Origin of the sequence: Paenibacillus oryziterrae (genome assembly GCF_042610485.1) — a bacterium.
Taxonomy (GTDB): domain Bacteria; phylum Bacillota; class Bacilli; order Paenibacillales; family Paenibacillaceae; genus Paenibacillus_AQ.
In genome coordinates this window covers 1-16509 of sequence record NZ_JBGJZO010000007.1, presented here as the reverse complement: position 1 = coordinate 16509, position 16509 = coordinate 1, and the positions used below count along the sequence as shown (strand labels likewise).

At 45.7% G+C, this 16509-nt stretch carries 16 protein-coding genes; 3 read left to right on the top strand and 13 right to left on the bottom strand.

The window, feature by feature from the left end:
- Positions 1–6 precede the first annotated feature (6 nt).
- From ACAN55_RS09935 to ACAN55_RS09910, 6 genes are all read right to left on the bottom strand, one after another.
- Positions 7–936: an ABC transporter permease gene (locus tag ACAN55_RS09935; RefSeq protein WP_379131939.1), complete on the bottom strand. Its 930-nt coding sequence runs from the start codon at positions 934–936 to the stop codon at positions 7–9.
- An 18-nt stretch (positions 937–954) separates the two neighbouring features.
- Positions 955–1887 carry an ABC transporter permease gene (locus ACAN55_RS09930; RefSeq protein WP_379131506.1) on the bottom strand — a complete coding sequence of 311 codons (933 nt, stop codon included), beginning with the start codon at positions 1885–1887 and terminating at the stop codon, positions 955–957.
- Positions 1888–2109: 222 nt separating this feature from the next.
- The gene (locus ACAN55_RS09925; protein WP_379131503.1) at positions 2110–3822 is read right to left on the bottom strand and encodes a peptide ABC transporter substrate-binding protein; all 1713 of its coding nucleotides are present in this window, start codon (positions 3820–3822) and stop codon (positions 2110–2112) included.
- Positions 3823–3972: 150 nt separating this feature from the next.
- Entirely contained in the window at positions 3973–4359 is a 387-nt protein-coding gene (locus ACAN55_RS09920) for a DUF3397 domain-containing protein (RefSeq protein ID WP_379131501.1), read from the bottom strand.
- Positions 4360–4364: 5 nt separating this feature from the next.
- Entirely contained in the window at positions 4365–5333 is a 969-nt protein-coding gene (locus ACAN55_RS09915) for a ketopantoate reductase family protein (protein ID WP_379131498.1), read from the bottom strand.
- Positions 5334–5458: 125 nt separating this feature from the next.
- On the bottom strand, positions 5459–6109 hold the full coding sequence (locus tag ACAN55_RS09910) for an RsfA family transcriptional regulator (RefSeq protein WP_379131496.1): 651 nt from the start codon (positions 6107–6109) through the stop codon (positions 5459–5461).
- Between the two features lie 335 nt (positions 6110–6444).
- Between ACAN55_RS09910 and ACAN55_RS09905 the strand changes: the two genes are divergently transcribed.
- Together ACAN55_RS09905 and ACAN55_RS09900 are read left to right on the top strand one after the other, a co-directional pair.
- Positions 6445–6681 (top strand): DUF2626 domain-containing protein, encoded by a 237-nt coding sequence (locus ACAN55_RS09905; RefSeq protein ID WP_379131494.1) that lies wholly within the window; start codon positions 6445–6447, stop codon positions 6679–6681.
- A 164-nt stretch (positions 6682–6845) separates the two neighbouring features.
- A complete protein-coding gene (locus ACAN55_RS09900) occupies positions 6846–7988 on the top strand; it encodes a coiled-coil domain-containing protein (protein ID WP_379131491.1) in 1143 nt (380 codons plus the stop codon).
- Here the strand turns inward: ACAN55_RS09900 and ACAN55_RS09895 are convergent.
- Together ACAN55_RS09895 and ACAN55_RS09890 are read right to left on the bottom strand one after the other, a co-directional pair.
- Complete coding sequence (locus ACAN55_RS09895; RefSeq protein WP_379131487.1) at positions 7980–9272, bottom strand: ABC transporter substrate-binding protein; 1293 nt, start codon at positions 9270–9272, stop codon at positions 7980–7982. The genes ACAN55_RS09900 and ACAN55_RS09895 overlap by 9 nt on opposite strands.
- Positions 9273–9425: 153 nt before the next feature.
- A complete protein-coding gene (locus tag ACAN55_RS09890) occupies positions 9426–10757 on the bottom strand; it encodes a PhoH family protein (protein WP_379131484.1) in 1332 nt (443 codons plus the stop codon).
- Positions 10758–10862: 105 nt separating this feature from the next.
- Here ACAN55_RS09890 and ACAN55_RS09885 point away from each other — a divergent pair, with 105 nt between their 5' ends.
- On the top strand, positions 10863–11381 hold the full coding sequence (locus tag ACAN55_RS09885; protein ID WP_379131482.1) for a YhcN/YlaJ family sporulation lipoprotein: 519 nt from the start codon (positions 10863–10865) through the stop codon (positions 11379–11381).
- A gap of 27 nt (positions 11382–11408) precedes the next feature.
- Here ACAN55_RS09885 and ACAN55_RS09880 read toward each other — a convergent pair whose 3' ends face one another.
- The 5 genes from ACAN55_RS09880 to ACAN55_RS09860 form a co-directional block, all read right to left on the bottom strand.
- Positions 11409–11861 carry a PNPOx family protein gene (locus tag ACAN55_RS09880; RefSeq protein ID WP_379131478.1) on the bottom strand — a complete coding sequence of 151 codons (453 nt, stop codon included), beginning with the start codon at positions 11859–11861 and terminating at the stop codon, positions 11409–11411.
- A 114-nt stretch (positions 11862–11975) separates the two neighbouring features.
- Positions 11976–13055 (bottom strand): LCP family protein, encoded by a 1080-nt coding sequence (locus ACAN55_RS09875; RefSeq protein WP_379131475.1) that lies wholly within the window; start codon positions 13053–13055, stop codon positions 11976–11978.
- A gap of 261 nt (positions 13056–13316) precedes the next feature.
- On the bottom strand, positions 13317–13613 hold the full coding sequence (locus tag ACAN55_RS09870) for a YlaH-like family protein (protein WP_379131472.1): 297 nt from the start codon (positions 13611–13613) through the stop codon (positions 13317–13319).
- Positions 13614–13716: 103 nt separating this feature from the next.
- Entirely contained in the window at positions 13717–15558 is a 1842-nt protein-coding gene (typA, locus tag ACAN55_RS09865) for a translational GTPase TypA (protein ID WP_379131470.1), read from the bottom strand.
- Between the two features lie 190 nt (positions 15559–15748).
- Positions 15749–16261 carry a hypothetical protein gene (locus ACAN55_RS09860; RefSeq protein WP_379131468.1) on the bottom strand — a complete coding sequence of 171 codons (513 nt, stop codon included), beginning with the start codon at positions 16259–16261 and terminating at the stop codon, positions 15749–15751.
- Positions 16262–16509: the final 248 nt, after the last annotated feature.

Below are 16509 nucleotides of genomic sequence, written 5' to 3'. Positions count from 1 at the left end.
CACCTCCTACTTCTTCAATTTAGGATCAAGCGCGTCACGAAGACCGTCGCCGAAAATATTAAAGGAAAGCATCGTCAAACTGATCAGGATCGCAGGGAACAGGAAGCGCCACGGATAGTACAGCCAGCCTGTCAATGCATCATTAATCATTGAACCCAAGGATGCTATAGGAGCTTGAACGCCTAGTCCAAGGAAGCTAAGGAACGCTTCGGCAAAAATTGCATTCGGAACCGACAGGGTAATCGTTACGATAATCGGTCCAACCGCATTTGGAAGCAGGTGACGGAACAAAAGACGTCCGGAACCGGCACCCATGGAACGGGAAGCCAAAACAAATTCACGGTTCTTAAGCTGCATAATTTCGCCGCGGACGATCCATGACATGTTAATCCAGCCGGTAATCGTCAGTGCCACGATAATAGTTCCAAGACTCGGTTCCATAACAACGAGAAGCAAAATTACAACCAGAAGATAAGGAATGGAGTATAGAACTTCGGAAAATTTATTCATAATATTGTCGACGCGTCCACCAAAATAACCCATGATACCGCCATAGATCACTCCGATTAAGAGGTCGATTAAAGCTGCCGCAAAACCAACGATAAGCGAGATACGTGCTCCGTACCAGGTACGAACAAACATATCGCGACCCAGATCATCAGTACCAAACCAATGCTCGGATGAAGGGGGCTTATTGGTATTAAGCAAATCATTGGAGTAATAATTGAATTTCGACAAATGCGGGCCAACAATAGCGGCCAATACGATAAGACCAAGAATTCCGAGCGCAGTCATCGCCATTTTGTTCTTGCGCAGACGCTGCCAGGAATCACGCCATGCCGAGAGGCTTTCACGTTGGATTACTTCCGCTTCTTTCTCATCCACACCAATTTTGCGGAAATCTTCTGGTTTCAGGTTTAAACCTGAAGGATTCATTTGTTCAGAAGCCAAAATTTAGCCCTCCTTTCTTCCGGATAGTTTGATACGCGGATCTACGAATACATAAGCGATATCGGTAACAAAACGGGCAACCATTAGGAGAACACCATAGAAAATCGTGATACCCATAATAACTGTGTAATCCCGTACGCCGATCGCTTCGACAAACTGCTTGCCAATCCCGCCGATACCAAAGATCTGCTCGATAACTACAGAACCTGTCACGATATTTGCTGTCATTGGACCCATGTAGGTTACGACAGGCAGAATTCCGTTGCGAAGTACGTGACGGAATAGAATAGCGAACCAGTTTAGGCCTTTAGCCTTAGCTGTCTTGATGTAATCCGCATGAAGCACTTCTAGCATGCTGGAGCGGGTCAAACGCGCAATAAAGGCTATAGGCTGAGCTGACAGTGCCATCACAGGCAGCACATAGTCCAAAGGACCCTTAAAGCCCATTACGTGGAATATTCCCAGCTTATACGAGAATACGTACTGTAGCAAAGACGCGACCACGAAGCTTGGGACCGCGATCCCCAGTACCGCAATAACCATAGCAGCGCTATCAATAAATTTGCGGTGATAAAGGGCAGCCAGCATTCCGAGCAATACCCCCACAATGACAGATACGATGATCGCAACAATACCCAGCTTAAGTGAAGCTGAGAACGTTTGACCGATCAAATGAGTTACATCCTGATTCAGGCGCTTCATCGATACGCCAAGATCACCTTGGACAATCTCACCTAAATATTTTACATACTGCACGGAGACGGGCTTGTCCAAACCGTATTGTTGATATAGACGTTGCAAAATTTCCGGTGGAATTTTCTTCTCCGCCGTAAACGGATCCCCCGGAATGGCTTTCATCAGAAAGAACGTAGCGGAAATCAACACAAACAAAGAAACTAACATGTAGAAAAATTTATTGGCAACATAACGCACCATGCCCGTCAACACCTCCCTCGACAAATTTTTTACAGCATATTTTGATTTTATGAAAAATCCGGGACTTTGTCCATTTACTTAATTTGTAATCGCGAACAAGCACTGACAAAACCCCGTAAATGCAAAAAAAAGGGATATATATGGAATTCCACATATATATCCCGAAGTAAACATTACAACTTCAGATTCCTAGCTATTTAGTTAGTCCTTCTGAAGTAAATCTTAGTGCTCGAGCAGGTAGCCGCGAGTCAAGTCAATTGCACCACTGAAGTCCAGAGTAACACCTTTGAGGTACTCTTTAGTCAGGGAGTTGTTAGTGTAGTAGTAGATTGGCATAAGGATCATATCTTGCTCAATGATCAGTTTCTCAGCCGCTGCAAAAGCCTCTTGGCGTTTAACAGGGTCTGCATTTGTTTTAGCATCATTGATCAACTTGTCATACTCAGGGTTAGCGTAGCCGGTATCATTGTTACCGCCTTTAGTTACCCACATATCAAGGAATGTCATTGGATCATTGTAGTCAGCTGTCCAACCTGCACGAGCTACTTGATAGTTCAGGTGTTGACGGTTGTCAATAAATACAGCCCACTCTTGGTTAACTGTGTTTACAGTAACACCAAGGTTTTGTTTCCACATATCAGCGATAGCCAAAGCAATTTTCTTGTGGCCTTCACTTGTATTATAGGACAGTTCAAATGCAGGCAGTTCAGTCAGACCTTCTTCAGCCAGACCTTCAGCAAGCAATTTTTTAGCTGCATCCAGATCTTCTGTGAAGTAGCTATCTTTCACTGCAGTACGGTATTCACCGTCTGCACCAGCGATACCCGGAGGTACGAAGCCGAATGCAGGCAATTGGCCACCCAGAGTTACATTGTCAATCAGAGCTTGACGGTTGATAGACATTGCAAGGGCTTTACGGATTTTAGCGTTGCTGAAAGGTTTTTCAGTTACGTTAAATTCGTAGTAGTAAACTGCTGCAATACCTTTACGGTTAAACTCGTTAGGAAGCTCTTTGCTTACGATTGGAATTTGCTCTTGCGGGATTTCACCAGAAGGTCCGCCAGCGCGATCCAACTCACCATTTTTGTAACTCAGCAATTCAGTTGCACCGCTGTTTACAAGGGAGAAGTCGATTTTAGCCAATTTGATGGCATCTTTGTTCCAGTACTTATCGTTCTTAGTTACTTGCAGGGATTGACCTGTAGTCCACTCTGTCAGAGTGAAAGGACCGTTAACGATCATAGTGTCTTTGCTTGTAGCCCATTTGTCATTACCTTCAGTTGATTTATGAACTGGGTAATAAGTATAGAAGGAAAGCAATCCAAGGAAATATGGAGTTGGTGCTTTCAGTGTAACTTCAAGTGTTTTCTCATCAACTGCTTTTACGCCTACTTGGCTGAAATCAGTTACTTTTTTAGTGTAATATTCTTCAGCATTTTTCAGGTAGAACAATTGGTAAGCATAAGGAGCGGTTGGATCAGTGTTAGGATCCAGAACCTTTTTCCAAGCGCGTACGAAATCTTCGGAAGTTACAGCATCTCCGTTGCTCCATTGAGCGTCACGCAAGTGGAAAGTATATACCAGACCGTCAGCGGAAACATCCCATGTCTCAGCAATGCCTGGCTCTTCTTTACCAGTCTCGTCATTCATGCGGGTCAAGCCTTCATACATTGTTTTCAGAACAGTGTTGGTTTGGCTATCCTGCGCTTGAGCAGGGTCGAATGTTGGCGGCTCAGCACTTAGATTGATCTTAAGTGTTTGATCGGAAGCCAATTTCTCTTCACCAGCAGTGTTAGTGGCGTTGCCAGTGTTGGTTGTGTTGCCATTCGTAGCTGTGTTGCCGTTGTTAGCATTGTTTCCGCCGCAGCCAGCAAGCACTGTGCCGATAACGAGAACTAGTGCGAACACCAGCAATAGACTTTTACTCTTCTTCATCTAGCAGTTCCCCCTAAATAGAATGTGGTATATGGTTTATGATTATACAACCAGTGGTCAAAAAAATCTAGAGGAATGTTTTCTGAAAACGAATTTTTTTTAAAACTTTAAAGTTTTGTGACATTGACGCTTCACCGAAGCAATGGAACATTACATCGCCTGTGATATGTACTTGATTAATCCAGCCACAATAAAGAGGATATAACCAATGCTCATGAACATAAAACTAAGGCGCCATACCGCGCGGAATAAGCGTTTACCGTCAACTTTACCTTTCAAACGGTTCTGTGCGCCGCCAATCAAACCTGCTGCAATCAGTACTATTAGTAAAAACATGTAAAAACCGAAATTTGAATCGAACATAAGGTTAAAGAGAGCCGACACTGACAATAATAAAAAGATTGTGGTTACATCCATGGCGACCAATAATGATTCTTTCCTGTCCTTACCAAGCACCAAACTTATGATATAAACAATAAAAAAGGGAATAACAGGAATTACACTTAATAGGGTAAAAGAATTGCGCAGAAATTCCAAAAGCCTCACCTCTCCTCCGCGATCATGCCTTCAACCAACTTGCAAACCAAGCGATGGGTCGGCACTTCAATACCAGAGCGCTCTCCCATTTGTACAATGCTTCCATTGATCCAGCGGATTTCAGTCTCTCTTACAGCCAAAACATCCGCGAGCATGGAAGAGATATTTCCGGATGTCGCCCGGCAGACTTCAATAATATCTTCCCATAGACTTGTATCTATAGTAATTCCACAAGCTCTGTAGACAGCTGCTGCCTCATCAAAAAGCTCTCTCATGGACTCCTGCCGTATCGAGGACTGGAGTAATTCACCGTTTGGGACGCGCCATATGGCTGTAAGCGGATTAATTACAGAATTGATCATTAGTTTCCGGTAAATCATGGTTTCCACTTCATTCGACAAATGGGCTGTAAATCCTGCCGCCCCCAGATTACCGATCAATTCCTTAACCTTTCTTTCATCAGGTCCTCTATCAGTAATCCCTGTCTTGTCCCATGCGCCGATCCAGGTTTGTCCACTTCCAGCGTGAACGACTTCACACGAAGACTTAATTTTGGCTGCTTCAGTAGTCACAGCGGCAAACAACCGGGCAACCGGCAGAAGCTTAGCCAGCAATTCCATGTGGCCGCTTCCATTCTGATAGCACACCACATTTGCATGTTGTCCGCCGATTCGCTTAAGCACTTCCGGCAGCTCACGGTGCAGCACTTTCTGTTTTACTGTAAGGATTGTGAAATCTGCAGATTTGAGGGAATCATCTCCCGGAAAATCTTCTATTATAGAAGCTTTCAGCATATCTGCTGGCACCTCGAGAGGTTCCCGTTCATCCTCATAAATTATGGTAAGACCGTTCTGGTTCAATGCACTGCACTGCTCCGCCCCATGGCACCAAAACCTGATTTCATTCCCGGCCAGCGCAAGCTTTCCTCCAAGTAAAAGGCCCATAGAACCTGCGCCGATTATATCAATTATCATAAGTACCACCTGTCATGAAGGAACAATTTGCTTACAGTATATCCCTTCCACAGAGTCAAAAGCAAAATAAAAATCCCGCTGTAGCAGCGGTTCTGCCACTTACGGGATTTGTATGCACTATCGAATTACTCAATCCGTTCCAAATTTCCGTTAGCGTCCATTTTGAAGCGTGTCTTGAGTTCCTCTTCTTCTTCATTCAAGAAGGCCAACCTACGGGCACGGTCCATAATTTGAATTAATGCTTTGTAATCATCATTGACGACCCGGTAATCCGTTTGAGCCAGATTAATCTCCTTGGAAAGACGTTCATTCTCCAAGCGCAACTCTGCAAGCTCCTCTTCTTTATCACGTAAATCTCTTTCCAGCATTTTGAGCTGTCTTCCGGCTTCATGAAACGTACCTTTCCATTGCCTTAGGAAACGGATCACGGCGTCAATGGAGAGAGCATTTTCACCCAGTCCTTCACTCTGCCCATATCCCTCCTCAATATCCCCCATTACCAAGGAAGCAACTTGAGCTCCTCTGGAGCCTGGCTGTTTTTTCAAATAACTCCGTTTTTGACGCTGTCCTTTCGCAATGCCAATCGCATCCTCATAACTTTTGCGGACACAGCTGTTCCAGCGGAATCCGCATGCGGCTGAAGTTCTGCCGATCTTTTCGCCCACCTCTTCAAAAGCGGCAAGCTGTGTACTACCATCCCGGATATGACGCAGAGTAACTTCCGCCAATATCAGATCATCTTCCGCGCTCCAAGCATCCTGTCTAACGGCTGTCATCTAAGCTTAACCTCCTAACAACATCTTGAAATAACCATCTTCATAACCGGTAGCACTGCCGGATAGTGAATAGGGATAAAAGCTGCTTACTCCATTCCTATGCCTCTAATAGAGTTCATAGAATCTATTTGATACTAAATTGTATTTCCATTTTATGTACTGATCATACGCAAGAAGTAATAATTCCCCTCGCAATTCTCGCACAGCAGTTCGTCAAGGTGAAAAATCACATATTTTCGATTATTCCCGCCTTTTTTGCTTGAATTCGTTTACAGTTTTTTCTCGAGCGCGTATACTTAAGCTTAGGAAGATACATACCGAAGGGGGGACTCAACGTGGACCGCATGTTTCGGGTATTGGGTTTTTTCACGCTGGCTATCGGCCTGATGGCATTTGCCGGAGGTCTGACCGAAATGGCACTGTTGTTCTTTTTACAGACGGCATTCTTTGTGATTCTGGGGTATTTGAAGTTTACGGAAAGAATTTATATCCTGTTGTTCTGGGGCTATATGATCGTCACTTTCACGGGGTTCAGCTACTGGACGATCTTTCAGATGGGCCTTCCACTATAATATGTTCCATTACCTTAAACGGTCGTCTGCCCGCAGCGTTGGGAGGCCTCCGTTTTTTTGTGCATTTTATTGTAGGTAAGCGGAAGAAAAGGAGGTATGATATTTTAACGGGGACTAACATACTATTAGTACATACATTTAAATAAAGACAAGGTGGTGGTTGGGTGTTTCTCCACCGTTTTAATAAGCACAGAACAGCAGCAGCGATCATTACTTTATGCTGCACAATGCTCCTCGCTCTGCAATTACCGATACTATCCGCCGAACCTGCTGCTGAGCCGTTCCCTGCTTTTTCTCCTACCCTAGAGCTTCCTGACGATCAGGAGACAAAGGACTTGCTGCAAAAAACATTGTCCGTAGTGGAAATCGATCAGGAAATCAGCCGGATTAGTGCAAATCAGACTATTTTGGAGAAAAAGATAGAGCTTCTTAAGCAAGAGTCTGCGGAAAAAGAAAGTGGAATTGCGGAGAAGCAAGAACATGCAGGGGCCGTCGTACGGGCTTATTATATGGGAGAAAGGGATGGACTGCTGGCGGCTTTCCTCTCTGCCAAGAGTCTGAGTAAACTATTTGCTCTTATCGATTATTACGAGATCACGGTTGGACGGGATCATGAAATATTGTCCCAATATGAAGAAGAGTACAAGGAGCTGCAGGCTACCATACAATCTGTTGAACGCAGCACCCAGGAGCTAGCTGATTTGAAGATGAGACTGGAAGAACAGAAAATACGTGTTGCGGCATTAAACCAGGATATCGAGAGCGGGATTAACTCAAGCTCAAACCCGGACGAAATGAGTGCGCTTCTTGAGGAATTTACAGCATATTGGGAAAATGTTGGGCTTCACGAGGTTAAAACCTATTTCAGGGCTTTGTCTAAAGCAATGAAAAATTTGCCGGACTTTATTCAAAACAAGGACGGTGTACTTGAGCGTCATGGATTAACCTACCAGTTGAAGCTCAAAGAGGAAATCTTAAATGAATTCCTCCGCAGTCAAAATGATTTATTCCAGAATTTCGCCTTTCAGTTTGATGATAATGCTGTAATCGCCGGCGGCAAAAGCGGAAATCTATCACTAACGCTGAAGGGTCACTATACCATTCAGAAAGAACCGGTCAGCGGTCTCATGTTCCATGTCGACAGCATTGTTTTTAACAGTCTGGAGCTCCCGGATACAACATGCAAGGCGCTGGAAGAAGAGTTCGACCTTGGCTTTTACCCGGAAAAAATCGTCTCCTTTCTGCACGCCACCGAAGTCCAGAGTACAGACGGTGTACTTTATGTCAAACTTTCGATTTCACTGTGAGTCCGATTCACTAGCCGGTCCTGGATCAGGCTCCTTCTGTGCACCTGATTCAGAGCCGGTATCCACACCATTCTGAAGTGCCTTGGTATATCCGGCAGCATCAAGTCCCCCAGTCAGAAATGAAGCTACAGCCTCAGAGACCTTGCTCCAATTCATTTCGGCTCCTGAATTCTGAATAGTATCGTCAGTCAGCAATATATCAGGATCAAATGGAAGCTGAATACGATTCGTGAACCCCGAGCGGTATACCTCATCCAGTGCCGGCAGTCTGCCGGTACTCTCCAGCCAAGACAACTGGGAAGTGCTAGACGTGACAAAGGATAACCAGTCTACAGCTTCCTCAGGCATAAGCGATTGCGATGAAAGAGCAAAACAGCGACTGGAGATAGCCTCCAAAACTTTACCGTTATTGGTTAGTATGGGTGCTTCAGCAGTCAGCGTAGAGTTTCCATGCGCCTGCCATTCCGAGAATGGCAGAACCGCTACGGCAAGGGTTCCATCCTGAAGCATGTCCCACAACTCCCTGTTATACCTGCTTGTCAAAAAGAAATAACTTCGGGCAATTTCCGTCCATTGCAACGGAGACATATCACTGGCACTCAGGCTGCTGCCCATACTCTCGAGCACTGCGGAGTAACCATAAGGTTCACGTGTATCCATAGCCAGCAAAGATATTCCTTTGGTTTCACGGATATGCTGCAAAAGAAGACTCCATTCCGTTACCGTCCGCGGCAGCTTCGAGAACCCCAGTTCCGTCAACTTCTGAGGCGAATACACAAATACATAGGGATCAACGTCCAGCGGAACTCCCCAGTCATAACCATTCCACTGCAGTTGAGAAATTAATCCGGTAAGCGGTGTGCTTCCCGGCTCACTCTGGTATACATCTACTGGCAAAAGATATCCCTGTTGAGCCAACCCCAGGACATCCCTTCCATCTGTCATAATAATATCCGGGCTATCGCCTATAGTCAGATCCCTGGTCAAATTATTCTTTGCATCATCACTGCTCATATTTACAAGATCTACCGTTATCCCATTAAACAAGGAATATTGGCTGCTAATCTCCTTAAGCTCTTTAAATTCCAGATTATTTAGTGAAACGGCCACTCGCAGTACGCCTCGTTCTCCTTTATCACCAGATAAAGGCGGAAGCATTGGATCTTCGGGGTTACTTTGCGAGGAAGTGCCGTTTCCGGTGCTTAAATCAAGACTGGGTGAGAGGCTCGTGAGCGAGAGCAGTAAAAGCGCGAACAGCAGCCAATAATTTTTACGTTTCAGCATCTTCTCTCCCCTTCATTTGGAACTTCGCTCCCTATTTTACCAACCTTTTACCCGTTTGTCTGCACCCTCTGAAAACGCTCTCTTTCTATTATATATGTAGTACATATCAAAAGCCGCAAGCCTCAGTTATGTGAGACTTGCGGCTTGGCATGTTTACAGCAGATCTGCGGCGAGTTGTGCCAGGCGGGAGCGTTCACCCTTCTCCAAGGTAATATGTCCACTTATACCTTGTTGTTTAAATTTTTCAACAATATAGCTGAGTCCATTGCTGGCGGCATCCAGATAAGGATGGTCAATCTGTTCCGGGTCACCCATCAGTATCACTTTACTGCCTTCACCGGCTCTCGATACTATTGTTTTGACCTCATGCCGCGAAAGATTCTGTGCCTCATCAATGATGATGAACTGTCCGGGGATGGATCGTCCGCGGATATAAGTCAGCGCCTCCACCTGAATACTGCCCAGACCCATCAATATTTTATCGATATCGCCTGCTTTTTTGGTGTCAAACAGGAATTCCAGATTGTCGTAGATCGGTTGCATCCATGGCCGGAGTTTCTCATCCTTCTCCCCTGGAAGATAACCGATGTCCTTGCCCATTGGAACAACTGGACGGGCAATCAACAGTTTTTTATATTTATGCTCATCCTCTACTTTGAACAAACCGGCCGCCAGCGCAAGCAATGTCTTACCTGTTCCGGCTTTACCTGTAATGGTCACAAGAGGAATATCATCATTCAGCAAAAGCTCGAGTGCCATCCGCTGCTGTGCGTTACGGGCACTGATTCCCCAAACCGCGTCATTTCCAAGGTATAACGGTTCTAAACGCGAGGCATCATTATTTACCTTAAGCAGGGCGGATTTACCGCTTCCTATCTCATCCTTCAGTATTATAAATTCATGAGGATAGAGCGGATATGAAAGACCCAGCTGCTTCACGGACAAATACCGGTTGCTGTAGTATTCATCAATTAAGGATGGATGCACCATCAGCGACTGATATCCGGCATATAGCTCGTTCAGATCTCCGGTCCGGTCCGAGAGATAATCCTCAGGAGTAATGCCCAGTACATCCGCTTTAATACGGACGAGCACATCCTTACTCACCAGCACCACTGGCCGCGGATCCGCTTTTTCTTTCTCCTCATTCAGGTAATTCAGAGCCACTGCCAAAATGCGGTTGTCGTTCGATACCTCTCCAAACATCTCCTGAACCCTCAAAAAGCTGCGGTGATTTAGTTCAACCTTCAGCTTCCCTCCATGCTCCAGTTCCACACCACTATGCAGGTGGCCCAGTTCACGGAGTCCGTCAAGCAGACGAGAGACAGTACGGGCGTTACGGCCAATTTCATCGGCGTTGCGTTTCTTGGAGTCGATTTCCTCCAGAACAATCGCAGGAATAATGACCTCATGCTCCTTGAAAGAAAATATCGAATTGGGGTCGTGCAAAAGCACGTTGGTGTCTAGTACAAATATCTTTGTCATGGTATCCCCTCCACAGCGCCTGGTTTGATGGATCATACATAACTCTTTCCGCCGCAGGTAATGATAAATCTATATCTGGTAATGGCAGAAAGGAGCAAACCCCATATGAGAAAAGCCATGTGTTTATTGCTGGTGCTGCTGCTGACAAGCTGCGGTATCGTTAATAAAGAGTCATCACCCTCTCCTCAGAGTCAACAATCCGTGAGAACGGAAAACACTGATACCGGTTCACGGGAGGTCCAGCCACTTGCAGTAAATGATAACAATGAAGTAGCTCTGAAAGATCATTTAGAGAAGCTGGCTGAGCGTGTACCCGGCGTCAACGGTGCACATTGTGTTGTAATGGGAAAGACAGCCATCGTAGGCATCGATGTTGAAGGAAACTTGCCACGTTCGAGAGTTGGAACTATTAAATACTCTGTTGCTGAAGCACTCCGTAAGGATCCCAGGGGCGTGAATGCACTGGTCACTTCCGATATGGACTTATCCAGCAGACTGAATGAGATGAGCCGCCACATCAGTCAAGGTCATCCTGTTTCCGGTTTTGCAGCAGAACTAGCTGATATTATAGGCCGGATCATTCCTCAGCTTCCCAAGGATACCAAACCAGCAGACGGTCAATAAATACAGAAAAAGCCCAGTGATCTCTCACTAGGCTTTTTTCATGGCAGCGAACACTTGGGCGTCCAGCTTATCAGCAGCACGTTGGTCGTACACTTTGGCATATCGTGGAGCAGAGTCAAGTTGCGCCCCATAAAAAAGCGCATTACGAACCGCTTCAATTTCAACATCAAAACAACACATGGTAAATGGAACATCCTGGAGCGGGTCCTGTCTGACCTCGGCACGTCCATTGATGGCATGCACCGATCCTTCACCAAAAACAGTCACAGTAACCAGGGGATTTACCTTCATATTCTTCACAAGTCTTGAACGGTGATCAACGGCAAGTCTAACTACGGAAGGACTTACGGCATAAATCCACGAAATGGCTGTGGAGGTTGGTCCGCCGGTCTCCGCATCAACCGTATTTAACAGGACAAAGGTTTCCGATTGCAGCATCGTTAGCAGGGATTCATTCAGTTGAGCAACGGCTTCGGACATAGTGCAGACCCCCTAGGCGACATGAATTCATTCAGTTGTAATTGGATTACGTTATATAATGTATTATAACACAGGTCCAAACTTGCATTCAATTTTAAGATATCTGCCTGAACCTTATGGACTCGGCGTGACTACGGGAGAGATTCCGGCAAGTCGGTCCTTGAGGCTTTGTTTGGCAGCGGAGAGCTCTTCCTCATTTATATACACATAAGGACTGCGCCACGTTCCTGTGACCGGTTTGAACTCCACGTCATCCTTGGAGATCTTGAAATACTGGGCGATCATAGCCTTCAGCTGATCACGCTCAATATCTGTCTGCATATTGCTGTCCACTGCGTCCAGAATGCCACCGATTTTGGTCACTCCGCCAAGCGAATGCATCTTGTCGATCATAGAATGCAGCACCTCACTTTGACGCTTATTGCGGTCAAAGTCATCAGAACCCTTAGTCTTCGGACTGCAGTTGGACTTGCGGTAACGGACATAATCCAGCGCCTCATCGCCATGAAGCTTCGCAGGACCCGCCTTCAGATCGATATTAGTACCGTCAACGCTGTCGGTATAACACATATCATTACTGATATTGACGTTAACTCCCTTCAGTGCATCTACAATCTCCCGAAAGGCTTGAAAATCAAGAATAGTCACATAATCCACTTTGACATCCAAGTATTTTCCCATCATGCTCTTCATTTCATCTTCAGCTAATATGCCAGTTGTTTTTTCCTTTTTCTTAAACCGTGAGTAAGAAGCATTGATCTTGTCTTTCTTATAGCCGTCCAGCTCCACATACGTATCACGAGGGAGAGAGACAATGGTCGCTGATTTGGTGTCAGGATTCAGAGAAACAACCATAATAACATCGGTAAGGTTGGATGGATGTTTCGGTCTGTTATCCGTTCCGAGAAGCAGCATGGTCAGTGGCTTAACCTTGGCCGACTGTTCAGGTGCTACCGGTTTATCCACTCCAGTATCAAGCACCCCTTGATCAAGCTTTACATATAGATATGCCAGGTACCCTACTGTCAAAAGCACACCGATAAGCAGAAGGGTTAACACCGTTTTTACCAGTCTGGCGAAAAAGCCTTTTTTCTTCTTGTTCTTCGGGTTGGAGGTTGATTTCTGTACCTGATTTCTTTTATTGGCCTGTTGTCCACTCGATCTTGGTGGCAAACCGTTGTTACTTATGCTCATTGTGGAATAAGTCCTTTACTGTTCGTTTGATGTATTGGGTGAATATTCGGCTGAAAATTTAGTTAATCATCCATTGTCGTATCTGGCGCTACGGTTCGGAGGGTTCTTTCGATCGCTGTTAAAGCCCGATTTTTATTGAATAGTTAGAATAGGAGAAAATCGGACTTTAAAGGCGACCACTTCGTTTCTACAGAATCCCTCCGACCCTTCGCTGCCATAGCAATTACAGTTAATTACTGATTAAAGAAAATCGCCGATTATTCAGGATGGTTTGTGAGCTTTAGCTTCTTTACGCTTTTGCCTAGCTTCAACGATATAACGTACGCGCACGAGGAGCATGAGCCCGACGGCTACAAGCAGGCATTGGATAATTGGCAACTTGTCGTGCTGGAAAATAAGAAGCATACCGGAGCCGACAGCCATCATGAGATAGAGAACGATTTCCTTGAGAGTGGACAGCTTTTGATTAACGCGGAATACCCTGTTATATACATAACTAAGCAAAACAAATATGACGATATAGGCGATCACGGGATGCTCGGCGAACCAGACCTGCATAGCTCAGTCACTCCTTTATGTATTGCTTGAATACTTACATTATAACAGAATACAGCCACCGGAATCTTCCGGCGGCTGAATATAATTGATTTACATGGTTTAATTACAGGTTAGCTTGTGCCATTTTGCGGTGTTTCTCCGCACGTTCGCGCTCACTCTTGTTCAAGATCTTTTTGCGAAGACGAACGGATTTAGGAGTGATTTCACAGTACTCATCATCATTCAGATATTCCAGAGCTTGCTCCAGAGAGAATAGACGCGGAGTTTTCATCTTAACGGTTTCGTCTTTGGTTGCCGAACGAACGTTAGTCAGAGCTTTCTCCTTACAGATGTTAACGATAATATCGTTCTCACGTGTATGTTCACCGACGATCATGCCTTCATAAATATCAGCACCCGGCTCCAGGAAAAGAATACCGCGGTCCTCGACACCCATCATGCCGTAGAACGTTGAGGTTCCTGTTTCACTGGAAACAAGCACGCCTTGGTGACGTCCGCCAACTTGACCGCCGATCAGTGGAGCATAGCTGTCAAACGCATGGTTCATGACGCCATAACCACGTGTAAGGGTCAAGAAGTGTGTGTTATATCCGATCAGGCCGCGTGCAGGAATCAGGAACTCCAGACGGACTTGGCCAGTACCATGATTGATCATGTTAACCATTTCTGCTTTGCGTGTTCCGAGACTTTCCATTACAGAGCCCATGCTCTCTTCAGGAACGTCGATCATCAAACGCTCAAGCGGCTCCATTTTGGCACCGTCGATTTCTTTAACGATAACTTCCGGTTTAGAAACCTGAAGCTCATACCCTTCACGGCGCATGTTCTCAATCAGGATACCAAGGTGAAGCTCACCGCGTCCAGAAACGATAAAAGCATCCGGGCTTTCGGTTTCATCTACACGCAAGCTGACATCTGTCTCAAGTTCTTTGAACAGACGCTCACGCAGTTTACGGGAAGTTACCCATTTACCTTCTTTACCGGCAAATGGACTGTTGTTCACGAGGAACGTCATCTGCATGGTTGGCTCATCGATCTTCAGAACCGGCAGCGCCTCAGGGAACTGCGGATCAGCAATCGTCTCACCGATGTTGATATCTTTAATGCCGGCAATGGCTACGATGTCACCTGCGCCAGCTTCTTCAACTTCAACACGCTTCAGACCTTGGAAACCAAACAGTTTCTCGATCCGCGCTGTCTTGCTCTTACCGTCACGCATAATAACCGTTACGGATTGACCTTGACGGATAATACCGCGGTTCACACGACCGATGGCGATACGGCCCAGATATTCATTGTAATCCATTAGCGTCACGAGGAACTGCAGAGGTTGCTCAACATCTTCCGTCGGAGCCGGGATCTGCTCAATAATAGTTTCATAAAGCGCAAGCATGGTATCGTCCTGTTTCTCAGGATCCAAGCTTGATGTACCGTTGATCGCAGAAGCATAGACAACAGGGAATTCCAATTGCTCGTCATTCGCTTCAAGCTCGATAAAGAGATCCAGAACCTCGTCGATAACTTCTTTCGGACGGGCTGCAGGGCGGTCAATTTTGTTCACGACAACGATTGGAGTCAAGTTCTGTTCCAGCGCTTTACGCAGTACGAATTTCGTCTGTGGCATACAGCCTTCATAAGCGTCAACAACGAGCAATACGCCGTCAACCATTTTCATGATCCGCTCAACCTCGCCGCCAAAGTCGGCATGTCCCGGGGTATCCACGATATTAATCAAGAATTCTTTATAGGTAATGGCTGTGTTCTTAGCCAGGATGGTAATTCCGCGTTCCCGCTCCAGATCATTGGAGTCCATTGCACGTTCCTGCATTGTTTCGTGCTCGCGGAAAATTCCCGATTGCTGCAGAAGCTGATCGACTAGTGTCGTTTTGCCGTGGTCAACGTGGGCAATGATCGCAATGTTGCGAATATCTTTTCTTGAATGCATGATTTGTATCCAAATCCTCTCATTTATCAAATTAAAAATGTTAAAATTTATAGCATGTAGCGGCAGTCTCACAAAAGAAGCGCCTGGCAGAAAGCCGACGCTTCAACATATCCTTAATACTATAGTGAAAGCACTATGAAAAGCAAGTCTTTTTATGAAAAAACAGTTTCCAATTTTCGTGCTGACGGAATTACCAGCCCTTGTTCCATTTATTCCGGTTTTTTGAACGCCCTACTCCGGTAATGAGCAAGATACCTGCTGCAACAAGAACGGCTCCCAGCACATAAAGTGCGCCCGTTCCCAGCAAACTGAAGAACAATAAAACCAGACTCAGCAGCCCTAACACGATCGCAGCACCTGAGAAACCCGACGTCCGAGGCGAAGCATAAAGCGAATATTCGAACAGCCCTACTGCCACTCCCAGAAGCAATACCGGCCACATATATTTCATCAGACCCCAGCCCCAAGTATTGCACAGTCCAAATAACAGGCCATAAACCGTCAAAATGCCGGCAGGGATGAGCGCAGCAGCAGAAATCCTGCGGCTGAAGAAGAGTACATGCAGGAACAGGCCCGGAAGCAGAAGCACTAGCGGCCAGAGGTTGCGGCCCAGGAAGCCGAATACACCGAGCTTACCGAATAAAATCACGATACCGGCGGCTGCGATGAATAAACCGAGCTTCATATCGTTTTTGGAAGACATCTCTCACCCATCCCTTCAAATTCAACGTTTAGTGTGACAGGATTCTTCTTATATTTTAGCTGAAAAAAGCACAAAACACCATCATTCTCTGAGGCACCCTGTACACTTTAATTCCCATAAGTGAAGCTTCTCCGTTCCACATAGAAAAAGGTGTCCTCCAAACGTGGTCAAGACCCCATTTAGTAGACATTGAAAAAAAACCTAGGATACAAGCTGATTCCTGTACTCAACAGGAGTCAGCTTGTTTA

Bases quoted from the DNA above. Each gene is read 5' to 3' on its own strand.
- typA (WP_379131470.1), bottom strand. From the start codon at position 15,558: ATGCATTCAAGAAAAGATATTCGCAACATTGCGATCATTGCCCACGTT.
- ACAN55_RS09880 (WP_379131478.1), bottom strand. From the start codon at position 11,861: ATGTCCGAAGCCGTTGCTCAACTGAATGAATCCCTGCTAACGATGCTG.
- ACAN55_RS09930 (WP_379131506.1), bottom strand. From the start codon at position 1,887: ATGGTGCGTTATGTTGCCAATAAATTTTTCTACATGTTAGTTTCTTTG.
- ACAN55_RS09860 (WP_379131468.1), bottom strand. From the start codon at position 16,261: ATGTCTTCCAAAAACGATATGAAGCTCGGTTTATTCATCGCAGCCGCC.
- ACAN55_RS09895 (WP_379131487.1), bottom strand. From the start codon at position 9,272: ATGCTGAAACGTAAAAATTATTGGCTGCTGTTCGCGCTTTTACTGCTC.
- ACAN55_RS09910 (WP_379131496.1), bottom strand. From the start codon at position 6,109: ATGACAGCCGTTAGACAGGATGCTTGGAGCGCGGAAGATGATCTGATA.
- ACAN55_RS09890 (WP_379131484.1), bottom strand. From the start codon at position 10,757: ATGACAAAGATATTTGTACTAGACACCAACGTGCTTTTGCACGACCCC.
- ACAN55_RS09885 (WP_379131482.1), top strand. From the start codon at position 10,863: ATGAGAAAAGCCATGTGTTTATTGCTGGTGCTGCTGCTGACAAGCTGC.
- ACAN55_RS09875 (WP_379131475.1), bottom strand. From the start codon at position 13,055: ATGAGCATAAGTAACAACGGTTTGCCACCAAGATCGAGTGGACAACAG.
- ACAN55_RS09935 (WP_379131939.1), bottom strand. From the start codon at position 936: ATGAATCCTTCAGGTTTAAACCTGAAACCAGAAGATTTCCGCAAAATT.
- ACAN55_RS09915 (WP_379131498.1), bottom strand. From the start codon at position 5,333: ATGATAATTGATATAATCGGCGCAGGTTCTATGGGCCTTTTACTTGGA.
- ACAN55_RS09925 (WP_379131503.1), bottom strand. From the start codon at position 3,822: ATGAAGAAGAGTAAAAGTCTATTGCTGGTGTTCGCACTAGTTCTCGTT.
- ACAN55_RS09870 (WP_379131472.1), bottom strand. From the start codon at position 13,613: ATGCAGGTCTGGTTCGCCGAGCATCCCGTGATCGCCTATATCGTCATA.